The organism is Bacteroides faecis MAJ27, from assembly GCF_900106755.1.
GTDB classification, from domain to species: Bacteria; Bacteroidota; Bacteroidia; order Bacteroidales; family Bacteroidaceae; genus Bacteroides; species Bacteroides faecis.
Genome location: NZ_FNNN01000001.1, coordinates 34944 through 50666 on the forward strand (window position 1 = coordinate 34944; position 15723 = coordinate 50666).

The following is a 15723-nucleotide window of genomic DNA, read 5'->3' on the forward strand; positions in this document are numbered from 1 at the left end:
ATTTTTAGAATTACATCATGCAAAAGTAAGCGATATGGTTTATGAATAAAATAGAATATCGTACAAATCTATGTATAAATTGCCTTTTTAATCACTACAACTGCTTTCTGAAGGCATTATGGACAAATTTAAATACTTGTGGACAATATTCCATTGAAGAGGAAAAAAGAATCCTCTATCTTTGCCTGTGAAATTAATCATAGTAGCTAATTTTATTTATAAACAGTTTTTATACCATGAAGAAATTACTCCTCTCATTCATTACAGCAACCCTTCTGAGTAGCATACCTTGCAGTTCAGTCATTGCACAAGAGTTGCCTGCACAAAAGGAGACTTTAGCAACCATCGTAAAGGTAAACGACTACTTTATGAAAAAGTATGCCGATTATACCTTACCCTCGTTTTTTGGAAGAGTTCGTCCCAGTAATATCTGGACTCGCGGAGTTTATTATGAGGGACTGATGGCTTTATACAGTATTTATCCGCGCGAAGATTATTATAGCTATACTTACGACTGGGCTAACTTCCACAAATGGAGAATGCGTAACGGAAACACGACCCGCAATGCGGATGATCAATGCTGCGGGCAAGTTTATATTGACTTATACAACATGTGTCCTTCCGACCCGAACATGATCCGGAATATAAAAGCCAGTATCGACATGGTAGTAAACACTCCGCAGGTGAATGACTGGTGGTGGATAGACGCCATACAAATGGCAATGCCGATTTACGCCAAATTCGGAAAGATGACCGGAGACCAAAAGTACTATAACAAGATGTGGGACCTGTATACTTACACCCGTAATACTCATGGAGAAGCCGGTATGTACAATGCCAAAGAAGGATTATGGTGGCGTGATCAGGATTTCGATCCTCCTTATAAAGAACCAAACGGCAAAAACTGCTACTGGTCCAGAGGCAATGGTTGGGTATATGCAGCCCTTGTACGTGTATTGGATGAAATCCCTGCCGATGAAACACATCGCCAAGATTATATCAATGATTTCCTGACCATGAGTAAAGCCTTAAAGCAATGCCAGCGTACAGATGGATTCTGGAATGTAAGCCTCCACGACGAAAGCAATTTCGGAGGAAAAGAAACTTCAGGCACAGCACTGTTTGTATACGGAATGGCTTGGGGAATCCGCAACGGATTACTCGACCGTAAAGAATATCTGCCTATCGTACTGAAAGCATGGAACGCAATGGTAAAGGAAGCAGTTCATCCGAACGGTTTCCTTGGTTATGTGCAAGGAACAGGAAAAGAGCCGAAAGACGGACAACCTGTAACTTACAAAAGTGTTCCCGACTTTGAAGATTATGGTGTAGGTTGTTTTCTACTGGCAGGTACCGAGGTTTACAAATTAAAATAAGAGCATTATTTATCAAGTAAATGAAAAACAAAGTACTTCACTGTTTATGCTGGCTCACAGCCATCACATGCAGCCTGCAGATGCAGGCACAAAACAATGTTGCTTCCCCTATGAAAGATGTGAATCAGGTGGCAGACAACACATTGGACAGCCTGAACAAAGCACGTACGGCACGCCCCATTGCCGGAGCAAGCCGTAAAGGCAACCATCCGGTTTTATTTCTGGTCGGCAATTCTACCATGCGTACCGGAACCTTAGGGAATGGCAATAACGGACAATGGGGCTGGGGATATTACGCAGCTGATTATTTCGATTCCAATCGGATCACCGTCGAAAATCATGCCTTGGGAGGAACCAGCAGCCGTACCTTCTACAACCGCCTTTGGCCGGATGTAATCAAAGGTGTACAACCCGGCGACTGGGTTATCATCGAACTGGGACACAACGATAATGGCCCTTATGACAGCGGACGTGCCCGCGCCTCCATTCCGGGAATTGGTAAGGACAGCCTGAATGTTACTATCAAAGAAACCGGAGTAAAGGAGACCGTATATACTTACGGAGAATATATGCGTCGTTTTATCAACGATGTAAAGGCGAAAGGAGCACATCCTATCTTATTCTCCCTGACTCCCCGTAACGCCTGGGAAGATAAAGACAGTACCATCATTACTCGTGTCAATAAGACATTCGGTTTGTGGGCAAAGCAGGTAGCAGAAGAACAGAATGTTCCTTTTATTGATTTAAACGATATCAGTGCCCGCAAATTTGAAAAATTCGGTAAGAACAAAGTGCAATATATGTTCTATATCGACCGCATTCATACCAGCGCTTTCGGAGCTAAAATAAATGCAGAGTCTGCTGCTGACGGAATACGTGCTTATGAAGGTCTGGAATTAGCCGACTATCTGAAACCGGTTGAGAAGGATAAGGATACCGGATCGAGCCGCAAAGAAGGACGTCCGGTATTATTTACCATTGGCGACAGTACCGTTAAAAATAAAGATAACGATAAAAACGGCATGTGGGGATGGGGCAGCGTAATAGCAGATGAATTCAATCTGAATAAGATATCCGTAGAGAATTGTGCCATGGCAGGTCGTAGCGCCCGCACTTTTCTGGATGAAGGTCGTTGGGATAAGGTATACAATGCACTCCAACCTGGAGACTTTGTTCTGATCCAATTCGGGCACAATGATACAGGAGCGATAAATACCGGAAAAGCCCGTGCCGAATTGCCCGGTTCCGGAGGAGAGAGCAAGGTCTTTTTAATGGAGAAAACAGGAAAATATCAAGTCGTTTACACTTTCGGCTGGTATCTCCGTAAATTTATCATGGATGTTCAGGAAAAAGGCGCCATACCTATCGTTTTAAGCCATACTCCACGTAACAAGTGGAAAGACGGAAAGATAGAACGTAACACGGCATCCTTTGGTAAATGGACACGTGAAGCAGCCGAAGCTACCGGAGCTTATTTTATCGACCTGAATAAAATAAGTGCTGACAAGCTCGAAAAGAAAGGTATCAAGAAAGCAGCAGACTATTATAATAACGACCATACACATACTTCCTTAAAAGGAGCACACATGAATGCCAAAAGTATCGCAGATGGATTGAAACGAACTGATTGTCCGTTGAAACAGTACTTGAAATAAGAGACAGACTCATCTGAGATTCATAAAGCGGTTAATGCATTTCACAGACAGTGCATTAACCGCTTTCTTTTTGTCACGCCTCAACCTTATAGTCCCAATAAGGATAACTTAAGTTTTCCTTACCAATATTTAGTTCTCCATATACAAAACACTAGAATCATCCATCGGAATAACCTCTTGCATATAGATAGCATCAAGGCTCCAAAGCGCCGCGTCATTTGTACTGATGCTGACGCATTCATCCAAAGGGGCCGGAACTTCGGGAGGAAATAGCGTAGTAATTTGGAAAGGAGGTGCCGGTGTATGTTCCAATCGGGTAAATAAGTCATCCCATGCCTCTCTAGCCATCATTGCATCCCGCTTGTGATAAGCAGCGTATGCCATCAGACGGGAAATCCGGAAACGGCTATGATTCAATTCCCACGCCTTCTGCTTATAACGTGCTGCATGGTCCAGCCACGCATCTTTCCATTCAGGAAGGTCGATCATACGTATCATTTCATTCATCACTTCAAAACCACCCATAATGGTCATTAAATGGTTTGAGGATTCCAGCTTAGAATCGCATTCAGTAGTAATAATTCCCGTTGACGGATCAAAGCCCAACGCTTTAGGTCCGGTAAAAATACGATTGGGCAGAGTCGCTATACTTTTCATCCCGGTTACGATCTTATCCCGATAAGCTGTATTACCAGTACGTTCCCACTCCGTCATCCAGTTGCCGGCATAGGCCAGCCAATCCGGACCGATACGCAGTCGGGCAGGTGCTGTACAAGGATATTCACTACGAGGTTGTGCCAGACGCATGGGATCTAGTTCATATAGTTTTTGATCGGCATCCTTTACTTCAGTCATCAGATCACCACAACGATCATCGGTGGTGAGATAGTAATAGAAACGGTTCCACGCAGCCTGACTGATTCGAGCTTCTTTGGCACCACAACCCCAATGGCTGACGTTATGCCGGCTACCTAACCCTGCATTCGGTCCGATATGGTAAGCATCCACTTCGGCTGTATGACGGGTCATTGCTTCTGCCATACGCCAGATATCTTCACGACCTGTACGCAAGAAGTTATACCACAACCACATATTAGAAGCAAGTTCCGTATTATCCCAGGCAAATCCGCCGATGTCATAACGCCACGTATGACGGACGGGGTCATAAGCATGCATTACATCTCCATAATTCCAGAATCCATACCACTTGTTCTGCTCTATGGCCGTACTATAAAAATTGATATATGCATCCAGACGATCTTCTACCCGGGAACGGAAAGAAGTACTCCGATCTGGAAGACTCCATACACCAAAAGCTTGTTGCGCATGAAGATAATCCGGCGTGGGCAACAATATCCCGGGCTCAGAAAGCGATTTAGCAGTATCGGCAAAAGCCTTTTTTCCAGCATAACCTCCTTGTGGAATAAGTGTCAGCGTAGTAGTACGGGCGATACCATAGGGAGTACTCATTCCGTCCTGAACATCTTCGTAACTGGCATTTAAATCATGAGCTACATTATCGTAGTGACGTAAGTCCATCGGTTCTCCTTCAGGGCTCCATAACCATGCAGTGATTGTTGCAGACGAAGTTTTAGCACCCGATATTTCTATAGAAGAAGGATAAGACTGCCAAAAATCATGCAGGCAAAGTCCTAAACCACCCGTAATATCACCGACAAAAGCATATCCTTCACTACGGGTTCCCGAAAAAGTTCCTATCCAGGGATTATTCTCATTGGCACGTTTGCGGATAGAGAATGCATCTGCAGAGAGCTGAGACAGACGATAGTCGTTCCATGAAGCCCAGTTATCTATTAAGTCACGATTCTTCTTGTCAAAAGTCTCATACGGTGGAATACGTCTGCCTTCCATCTGTTGCTGTTGAAGAGAAAGCTCATCATCCGTGTCAAGTGTCAGTTTGCGCCGTCCCACCAGCGGTTGCACCGGTTCACTCCAAACACCTCCATCAGCACAGGAGAAAGCAATATGCCGGTTATAAAGTTCTTCCCGCATAGGGGCTTCCAAACGAATACCCAAAGCACGAATAAAATCCTTATTTTGATCTCCGTCGTACACAAAGCTATGTACTATCTTGATTTGCTCGCTTCCGGCATAAAAGTAAAGACGGACTACAAACGGAAGCCACTCCCGTCCGGCATCACTTCTGTGAATACCCTCCAGTTTGACAAGCGCCCGTACATTACCGGTACGTTCTACTGTAGCCGATTTTAATCTTCCGGTATAGTTGGTAAAAGCTATTTGTGAGGTATTCTCCAAGATCGGTTCACTTTGAGTATTACAGACAAGGCGTGCATTTTCTCCTACTTTCACTCCTTTATGAAATATACTATCTATCAGAAATTCTCCCTGACGAGGGATGCAGGCGGAAATAAGACCTGTCTCAATACGAATATTCTGTGGCGTTTCAACAATCGCGATTGATGATTTACCGCTACCATCATCGCCAATCTTTGCATTAGCTCTTCCTTTTGATCTTTTCCCGACCTTTTTGAGTAATAGTTTATCAGTATTTCCCGGAATAACTCCGGCTATCCCATTCCATTTCACAGAGCCATCGGGCCAGTAAGCCAATACCCAAGTATCTATCGGAAAAGTCTCACCTCTATCAGTAATCAACTGCAAAGTATTTTCCGGATATAATTCCCCTTCACTGAAAGGAACACCCAAACTTACCGTTCTATCTTGCTGAGGAGTATCACCAATCCAGTGCAATGGAATTTCTGAGATTTCCTGTGGAGAACATTCATAATGAAAATTAGCGATACGAGTCCGGGATAAGGTGGTGCGAAAACCGAACCAGCCCTCTGTCAGGGGGTCGGCATCGCGGAAATCCACCAGTCGCACTCCATTTATATAATAACTAACCCTATTATTTTCATTCGTTATCTTGATATGATACCACTTGTTAGCTTCCAGCAAATGGTCCGCATCCGTATATTCTTTTAAGATTGCAGGACGGGCTTTTGCATTTGTAATAGCCGCCTCATTGCCGTCATAACGGCGAAAACGTGTAGTAGAATTATGATTTCCACCATATCCCATATAGTAGAGTTGCAAAGAGTAACAGTTTAGAAAAATCCCACTACGCCATTTCTCACGTTTCCATATATTATCGGGATACTGAGGGTCCGAAGCCATCCAAAAACAATTCAAGTCACTCAAACGATCGCCCTCAACCTCAACAACCACACATGCGTCATACTCAATGGTTACTTTACCACTCATCTTCTCTTTCCTCCAAAGAGTAAGCCCTTTAGGAGAAAGAATTTCAACCGTATCCCCTAAAAAAGTTACTTTATAATCCGGAGATTCAGATTCTACTTTCCAGTATTTATGAAACTGGCGGGCGTTGAGTCCGGAAGTTTTATTGTTTTGTGCGTTCAATGCCAAAGTAATGAGCAAGAACAAAAGAACAGATATGTTTTTCATGTGACAAATTTAGTATAAGGAGTTCCATTATAAGGAACGTTATCACTGGTTTCACATCACAAAATTAGAAAATACCACCCGAATGATAAATAGAATATCATTCATTTAAATGGATATTTGTTCAATAAACGGTCTTCTTCCAGCAAACAGCGATATCATTGATTGTATTGAAAGTGCCCAATATAACAAAATCGACCTGATAGCCAAGCTTTACTTGATATCAGATCGATTTATTTATCTTCAGTGTATATCTATTTCTGAAACACAAGCTCACCCATACGGTCTGCCGTACTAAAAACAATAGAGCAAAGGCCATCTTTTATTTGCAACACTTCCATTCCAGCCAGTTGCACGATCTCCGGTTCAGCTCCTGTTTTACTACTCAAGATCTCTAACGTGGCATTCGCCTTTACACCAACGGACAAATCACCATCGCAGGATAAAACATATTGCCTTCCTTCCAATACGTTGGTAATAGCAACACTATTGGTATCGATGAACAAGCTCCAATTATTGGCTTTATTCAATTCAATCATGTTTCCCCATACAAAACGCTGATTATCGGTGCTCAGCACACTCGATACCACTACTACATCAAGTGATACACTGTGCCCTTCCAAGTCGGTTACAGTCAAGACCACTTTACCGTATTTCACTCCTTGAATGTATATTAAATTTTCACGATACTTGGCGGTAGCATAGCCTTCTTCAGAAAAAGAAAACTGATATCCACCGTTTCCGCCTTCAATCTTTAGTATGCCTTCACTTCCTTCTTTGATTTGAATGGCTGTACGATCAAGTTTCAGTTCAACAACCGTATCTTCGTCTTTACAAGACGAAAAGAGACTGAGCTGAGATAATATCAAGACAAAAGATATTATATAAATATTAATAAACTGTTTCATATTATTCTAAGTTTATCTGTTTTATCTTTTAAATTTAAACGCAATGGATTTTGTAACGTTTCCGTTTGCATCTTCAATGACTGCTTTCACTTCAAGCACACCACTAAAGTCTGACAAGTCTATTGAGTTCTTATCAAACTCCACCGTTTCTTCACCGTCTACAATCACATACATCTTCGTGAACAATGCCGCTTCGGGGCCCACTACACTGGCTTTACTGCCAACTACAACAATTGTCGGCTTTTTCAACCAGCCAAAATCAAGATCAGTAGGTTCACCTGTAGCAAAGCATCCCATTCCCCAAAAACGTAATTCCGCATCAGTAGTCAGTTTTCCAAAATTAACATCAGGCAGATCTCCATTGGGCTTACGATCTCTCATCAATTCCGCTTCTTCCAGACTGATAAAGTCAGCTTCCACCACTTCCTCACTACCATCAAAAGAGTTGTTGGATACTTCACTCTTCGCCCTGTTCACTGTTACGATATGCTTACTTCCCGATCTTGAAACAAAGGATAGGTTGTTCTTAATAATATGATCATATCCGCTCACATCAGTCGGAGGAAGTGCCAAGGGCAACTCACGGTTTGTCATATTATAGTTTTCTCCGCTATTGACAGCCGTATTGCTCTCGAATATGATTCCGCCCAGATGATGATTGGCATAAAAACCTCTCAATCTATTGTAATAAGCCAAACTATTGCGTACCTCATGTTGAGGTATTATGCCAGGTGTGGCTGGAAGTTTATCGGCAGACATTCCGTAACCACCGGCTTTAAAACCGGTACCGTCACCGGCCGCCTCTTTTGTGCCGGGCTTGTATCCGTTTAAGAACGACCAGCAATTGATTATCTTCACTGCCTCAAAACAATTGATGAGGTCGAAACCATCATCGCTATTGTACCATGCACGACATCCTTCGAATACATTTCCCGTACCTTTACCTTCGCCGGCAGAAGATGAGTTAATGTGACCGCCGAAACCATCGACATTACCACCTTTGCCACCTTCTGAAACCGAATCATAATTGTTGTAAGCATCACAGTTTAAGATGTGATTATTGCTTCCGCCAAGCAAGTAGAAACCGATTGCCATACCGTCATGCGTTCTCAAATCTTCAAACTTGTTATTATTGGCTCCTTTAACAATACGGAAACATTCTGATTGCGTATGGCCGGTAATAGTGACTTGTGTACCAATAACATCGAATCCTTTAAGATAAAGATTAGAACCGGTTACATAAAACACTGTAATACGCTGATCTTTCGGTTTTACTTGCGAAAGATCGAAGACAGGTCTCCCCTGTCTATTCGGATTGGCCAGATAAGAAATAGGCTTGCCTGCCTCACCATTTTTATTCAAGTGGAACACACAATGATAAAGTCCGCTATTAGTAGTAGTCATCGGTAGTTGGTCGGCAGGAACCACATAGGTTCCCGGATTGATATAAACCACATCTCCCGCAGCTACCACTTCCTGCACTTTTACTAAAGTTGCAAAAGGTTTATCAGACGTTCCCGGATTAGAATCACTTCCCTCGGGGTCCATATAATATGTCTTTTGTGCACTCATTGGGACTGATAATATCAGTCCCAAAAGTAAACAAGCTATTTTTGTTATATCCTTCATAATTTTCTTTTTTTGATTGAAAAACATGCTATTAATGAGAAGAAGACTTACCTTGCAAGTCCCAAGGTACGAAGTAAGCACCACCCATGATCTTGGCCTTTACTTCCGCTTGCTTAGCAAGATCGGATTCATACTTCTGTCCGACAAAATCTGCTATGAATGAATAGTCATTCCAACGCTTTGCCACACGAATCATAAGCGGATAAGTCTTTCCTTCACAAGGGAATTCCAAGAAGGCTTCTTTCACCAATTCGATATCATTATGCTTTTTGATCTTGTCTTCATCACTCAACCCTTCCAATCTTTGTTCTGCTATAATCTCCTCTTTGATGTCTTCCGGAGTCTGCCACATATCGCGCTTGCCCAGTCCTAAAATACCGCGAACACCATTATCAGCATACGTACGGCGGAATCCCGCATAAAGTGTTGTCCACAATCCCCAGTTGCAATTCAATCCCTGCCATTGTTCGCCCAATACTACACCGGCTCCGTAGAAAGGGTCGACACCAGTATTCATCAGCACGGATACCGGCTCAAAACGTCCCATATTATTCAGTGCTTCAATCGCCATAAAATAAAGATCAGAAGTGTGATAAATCATTATATATGTATCGTCATGAGCAACAGTATGTCCGCTCTTTCTAAAGCCACGGTATTTGCGTATCGCATATTCCACATCCTTTTCGATTTCCTGAATAGCTCTGAAACGTGCATCAGATGTTTTAATTGCCGTTGCATCAGCAGACGGATTGAAAGTAGTATCTTCAAAACGTTTTGATCCTGGCACGGAAGCACGCATCATATAGCTTCCGCTACGGTCGAAATGATTCAATAACGAATTCTGTTGATTATATTTATAATCATACATAATAACAGATTCGGTTGCTGTCAGCATCGGCATCTCGGAGTCATATTGCTGACCGTAATTACTCCCGTAACTTCCCGAACGCATATACTTGATATTAGCAACATTTCCCTGATACTCAGCCAAAGCAAAGGTCCTGCTCATTTCTCCAAGAATTGTTGTAGCCGCCTTCTGATAATCTCCTTTCCAAAGTGCGATTTCTGCTTGCAGTACGAAATATCCGGGAACCATCATATTCCATCTTTTATATTCATCGTTTGTAGAAGTAGCCCCGTTAGCAGGATCGAGCCACTCATTCCATGACATATTGTATGTACCGTTTATTCCATCAAAGCCTGTATTCAACAGTTTGTCGCATTCATCGACAAGCTCACTCAAGTTCTTAGGAGTCCGGCTGACGATATCTTTCATGCTTTGCATCGGATCATCGAACCATATAGCTTGTCCATATATCTTTGCCAACATGAGATAAGTCCATGTTTTCAACCTCACCGTGCTACTAATCAGACCTCTATAATCATCGTCATCTACGGTAGTGACATGTGTATCTCGGTATTCTTTTGCTTTCTGCAAATAATCATTGCAAGCAATGATTACATCATAATACTTGGCAGGGTCGGCATATGTGTTACCGCTCAAATCATCATCATAATTATAAATGCTGTAAAGGTCAGCCGGTGTATTTTCGGTAGGTTCCAACAGTTCTCCACGCATATCGGTCAGATAAATAGCTTTGTCTCCAATAGCTTGTATCTTTGTGATAATACCCAGAAAACCGGAATAAAGCTCGCTGCCTTCCTTGATATATCTATCACCATTCAAGGTCGTATCATTATTCGGCTCGAAGAAGTCACTACACGAAGCGAACATCATCGCCAGCACCCCCATAAGTATTATTTCTATCTTAAACTTTTTCATTTTCATTAGAATTTTAAATTAACGCCCATTTTCACTGTTTTGGGTTGCATTAGCTTTGCATTATCAAAACCTTGCATATTCTCAGCATAAGAATAAGAGAATTCAGGGTCCATTCCCAGATAATCTGTAAAGGTCAACAGGTTTTCGCCCGTCACATATATTGTTCCCGAACGGAAGAAATTCCAAAGTGTTTTAGAGAAAGTGTAGCTTAATGTCACATTCTTCATTCTCAGATAAGATGCATCTTCCATCCAGCGAGAAGAGAAATAGCTATTACCCACAGGATCTTTCCATGTTGCCTTCGGCATATCGGTCTTCTGTCCTTCTACTGTCCAACGGTTTACGGCTGCAATACTCTGATTGTTAGTGGTAGACATAGCCTCCAGTTGTTGTCTGACAGCATTGTATGCGATGTTGTCTTTTGAATATGAGAACTCTGCAGAAAGTGCGAATCCTTTGTATTTCAGTTGTGTATAGAAACCTCCAAAATAAGAGGGAGCAGCACTGCCAAGAAGAACACGGTCTTTATCGTCGATGCGGTTATCGCCATTCTGATCTACAAAACGTACATCTCCGGCATTGTAACGACGTCCGGTACGGTTGCTGAGATTTGCAGCGTCAGCTTCAGCTTGTGTGGAGTATACTCCATTTGCCTGATAACCGTAAAATTGGTAAGAAGATTCTCCCACACGGTTGACCATCTGCACACCATTATCGTAACTCAACACGATTTGTTCCTCACCACCCAATGACTTGATCTTATCTCTGGAGCGAGTGATGTTTCCACCTACGACCCACTCAAAGTTACGAGTGCGTACCAATGAAGCCTGCACTGACAACTCTATACCTGTATTCTCTAACTTACCGACATTCGCATAATAAGGAACCGATCCATAAACAGATGAAAGAGGCATAGCAGATATCATATCGCTGATTTGATTATTGTAATAATCAAAAGTTAGGTTCAAACGATTGTTCAGTACAGACAAGTCCAGTCCGAGATTCAAGGAAGCATTCTTCTCCGGTTTCAATGATACGTTCGGGATATTAGAGCGAACGATGGTTGACAACTGCATGTAAGGTACTGTGGAGTAATAGTATCCACCCATCTGTGAAGAGAAACGTGAGTTACCTGTCAGTCCGTATTCGGCACGTACATTCAGCTTATTGAGCCATGTAGCATCGAGAAGCGGTTTCCATCCTTTCCCTAGCAAGGTTACTCCTACTGACGGATATGTATAGAAACGGGCAACATCCGTACCGGTAGAAGAAGCTGCATCAACAGCTATATTCACAGATGCCTGTACCATACTATTGTAAGTATAGTTGGCATGTCCGTAGAAGTTTGTCCAGTTCCAGCTATTGATATAACCCAAGAAACGTCTTCCGTCAGTCGTGCTACCCAATGTCTGGTAGAAGTCATTACCGGTGTTACGTCCTTCTCCCGCATCATATTCATTCTTAGTAGTCATCAACTGCCATCCGGCTATTGCGTTCAACTGGTGAACATAATTAAACGTTTTCTTATAACTGGCATTCAAGTTAGCAAAGAAATTAGTCGTTACAGCTACTCCGTCGCTTACTGCATTATTCCGCACACCGTATTTATCACTTAGCGGTACTATAGTAGCTTCACTTGCTCCAGGGATAAAGAGATGTTCGTTATCGTAATTATAATACAAACCTACTGTTCCAGTTAGTGTCAGTTCTCGAAAAGGATTGTATGCGATACCGGCTTTCATATTCAGATCATATTGGCGATTACGAGAATCCAACGTATTAATGATAGCTAAAGGATTGCTGACGCTGTAATCTCGGCTCTTGCTCCGTCCGTAGAAATGAGATGCGTAAGTTTTCAGTGTATTTCCCTCGCGGTCTTTTTCGTATGGACTTAGGAAAGGAGATCTTGCGTAAGCTGCCAATATAGGATTCGTCGTAATATCCATACCCTGCGTCTGATAATGTCCGTTCATATAAGCTAAACCTACCGTTGCAAAAATGTTCAGTTGTTTATTGACCAATACATTAGCATTCAGTAATGTATGAAAACGTTCCATACTTGTATTATCCATCAGACCATTCTCGCGATAATACCCTAACGACAGGTCGTACTTAGCAATATTGTCACCACCTTCTACTCTGAAAAGATGATCGGTGGACGCTGTGTTCTTGTAAATCAAATCCTGCCAGTCTGTATTATTGTTATACAAATAGTTGTAACGTGGATCGTTAGGATTCTGCATGAAGGGGAAATTTGTATAGAAGTTCTGCGGATCCTTAGAAATCGTCATACCCATATCTGCCAGATACTGCTTGTAATCATCCAGTCCCATCACCGGCATCCGCTTATCGTTCCAGTTGATTCCGTATGATCCATAGTAACTCACCCTAGTCTCCAAGTCATTAGATGCGGTACCGTCTGTTTCAATCAAGATTACACCATTGGAGCCCATTGAACCATACATAGCTGCTTCCGCACCTTTCAATACAGTGATATTCTGTATATCCTGCAAATGATAGAACTGAAAGATATCACGGGTAAAGCCGCCAATCAGTTCCGAAGGTGTTTTATCAGGCATATGAGGTACTCCGTTTATCACAATCAAAGGAGCGTTATCACCAGTCAATGTGCGGATACCGCGCAAGTTATAATAACTGCCTTCTCCCGGCATACCACTACTGCGTTTCATTTGCAACCCAGCAATTTGTCCTGTCAATGCACGATCGATCTTTGTCGTACCCAACATAAAATCTTTTTTTGTGATATTGGTAGCTGCTGTATAATCTTCCAGCTGCATTTCCCCTTCCCGACGGAAGGGAAGAACCATCGTTTCATTGTATTTATATTGATTTTCCGGAATCAATGTAATTACAATATTCGGTCTTTCTTTTACAAGCTGCTTCACTGAGAAATACCCCGGAGCCCATACGGAAATTTCCTTGGCTTTTGAAAGATCTTTCACTTCAAACTGGAATGTACCTTCTTTGTTTGTAGTAACATTCATCGTGTCTAACACTGTGACAATGGCACCTTCTACCGGTTGATTCGTCGCTGACAAAATCTTACCAGTCAATTTCTGGCCTCCTTGTCCCCATGTATTTGCCACTCCACATACGAGTAGCACAGAAATATTAAGTATTTTTTTTATCTTTTTCATATCCTGTTTATCAAGGTTAATACAAATCTACTGTTGGGCGGAAACACCATGTAGTCGGCTCCATTTCACCTCTTGCCCCTTTCGTAAATTCAATCGTAACTTCAAGTTCTTCGGTTTTATCAAATATGACAACTCCAAGATCCGTAGAACCATCACGGTCATACCTGCTATCTCTATAAAGCTCACTATATCCACCACCGCCACGGTCATGATTAGAGCCTTTCATTGTAGAAGATGGAATAGGACCACTTTCACATTTGGGAATCTTCTTCCCATTCAAGTAGAATGTTGCATTCACTTGCGAACGAGAACCATTAAATCCCATATAGAAATTATATGACCCTGCAGGTATTTTGTAAGGCACTGCAGTATAACCGGTAGTCGAAGCTTTGTCTTCTACTAATCGATAGCATTTGAATTTAAAAATACCAGGTTGATCAGTGTCAACGACCCACAGCATCATAGATCTACAGTAAATAGCCGGCAGCCATGGCTTTGGCTGATTTGCACCCACATATTGTTTCACACGATTCATTTGTACATTCTCACCAATATCTTTCAGATAAGTACTGATGTAATTATATCCGGGATAATAGTACTTTTTATCTTCATCCGTCAATTGGTCAAACGTTTCAAAACGTTCCTTGATTCTCCAAATCAATATCTTGTTGGTCGGTATTTTCAGTGAAGTTATCTTATAAGCAACACCGTTACTCAACTCTACCGGATTATCAAGATCTACCTTATTTACTGTTGTACGCCATTGTTGATCAAAAACAGAATAAAAGTCCTGCGTTGAAGCCGGATCACTCTCGTTATAAATAAAATCTTGTTTTACATACTTTTTACTAAAAAAAGCAGTCTGGAATATCCAGTTGTTCAGAATAGAATCTTCACGTTCCATATTCCACGATTTCAACTTCTCTTTCGCTTCTCTCAGTGCATTCTCTATCAAGTCATTAGAAGGTACCAGCAATGTAGCAGTAATGTTCTCTGAATAAAGGTCTAACTTCTTATCTGCAAAATACTGACTCTTTTCTGTGAATACAGAGTCATATACCGTATTTCCTGTCTTATCAATTCCTATAGGTGTACTTGCGGCTTTATCAAATACTCTTTGCGTACGGCTCAACACCATTTCTTTAAAAACAGAGTAATCTTCGTCCGGCAAATCCTTCAAATACTCTATCAATGCTTTAGGAGTATTAATATAATTTTCCAAGTCATAAATGTAGGCATTATTAGTTTTAATCACCTTCTTCACTTTCGAACCATTGAAATAAATTCCCGGTTCCATACCATCCATCGGTTCATTGTAGATTCTTACGGTCACATACTTGCCGTTCCACATCAACAGGCGTTGTCCGTCTTCCAGATTACTGGGGGAAAGAAGAGCATCTGTTATATGTGCTTCCGCCTTAAATATTTCTTCAGCGGTTGCCTGTCCTTCACTGCCTTCGGCTTTAGTAGTTACCGATTGATCGGTATTGGCAATAGATTCATTACCTACCACCATGATGGTGTACATCAGGTTTTTCTCCTGCCATGTTTTAATCACACCTGTCTTGTCGAACAGTGCATACATGTTACTATAATCCTGAGCTGTCTTCAGGAAATCAGCTGCCGGCTCATCTACAGCTTCAATCTCTGTATTTTCAATCACCGTATCCCACTTGGAATAGTGCGAATCCCAAGTATCCGTACAGGCACAGAGTCCAATTGAAACCAAAGCGGATGCTATGATATATCTAATTTTCTTCATGGTTA

General features: G+C 41.9%; 8 protein-coding genes. 2 read left to right on the forward strand and 6 right to left on the reverse strand.

The genetic code is table 11. The features are described from left to right. Nucleotides 1–236 precede the first annotated feature (236 nt). Both BLW31_RS00115 and BLW31_RS00120 read left to right on the forward strand, forming a co-directional pair. On the forward strand, nt 237–1376 hold the full coding sequence (locus tag BLW31_RS00115) for a glycoside hydrolase family 88/105 protein (protein ID WP_010536771.1): 1140 nt from the start codon (nt 237–239) through the stop codon (nt 1374–1376). Nucleotides 1377–1396: 20 nt separating this feature from the next. Continuing rightward, a complete protein-coding gene (locus tag BLW31_RS00120; protein ID WP_010536770.1) occupies nt 1397–3031 on the forward strand; it encodes a rhamnogalacturonan acetylesterase in 1635 nt (544 codons plus the stop codon). Nucleotides 3032–3160: 129 nt separating this feature from the next. On the opposite strand, the gene BLW31_RS00125 is transcribed toward BLW31_RS00120, so the two are convergent. The 6 genes from BLW31_RS00125 to BLW31_RS00150 all read right to left on the reverse strand — a co-directional run bounded on the left by BLW31_RS00125 (nt 3161) and on the right by BLW31_RS00150 (nt 15718). Then, nucleotides 3161–6481, reverse strand: a complete 3321-nt coding sequence (locus BLW31_RS00125) for an exo-rhamnogalacturonan lyase family protein (RefSeq protein WP_029425331.1) — start codon at nt 6479–6481, stop codon at nt 3161–3163. Between the two features lie 251 nt (nt 6482–6732). Next, nucleotides 6733–7386: a hypothetical protein gene (locus BLW31_RS00130; protein ID WP_010536768.1), complete on the reverse strand. Its 654-nt coding sequence runs from the start codon at nt 7384–7386 to the stop codon at nt 6733–6735. A 21-nt stretch (nt 7387–7407) separates the two neighbouring features. Further along, nucleotides 7408–9015, reverse strand: coding sequence for a rhamnogalacturonan lyase (locus BLW31_RS00135; RefSeq protein WP_010536767.1), 1608 nt, complete (start codon nt 9013–9015; stop codon nt 7408–7410). A 31-nt stretch (nt 9016–9046) separates the two neighbouring features. Beyond that, nucleotides 9047–10798, reverse strand: a complete 1752-nt coding sequence (locus BLW31_RS00140) for a hypothetical protein (RefSeq protein WP_029425330.1) — start codon at nt 10796–10798, stop codon at nt 9047–9049. 5 nt (nt 10799–10803) lie between these two features. Further along, nucleotides 10804–13956 (reverse strand): SusC/RagA family TonB-linked outer membrane protein, encoded by a 3153-nt coding sequence (locus BLW31_RS00145; protein ID WP_010536765.1) that lies wholly within the window; start codon nt 13954–13956, stop codon nt 10804–10806. Between the two features lie 16 nt (nt 13957–13972). Further along, nucleotides 13973–15718 (reverse strand): hypothetical protein, encoded by a 1746-nt coding sequence (locus BLW31_RS00150; RefSeq protein WP_010536764.1) that lies wholly within the window; start codon nt 15716–15718, stop codon nt 13973–13975. Between the last annotated feature and the right edge of the window lie 5 nt (nt 15719–15723).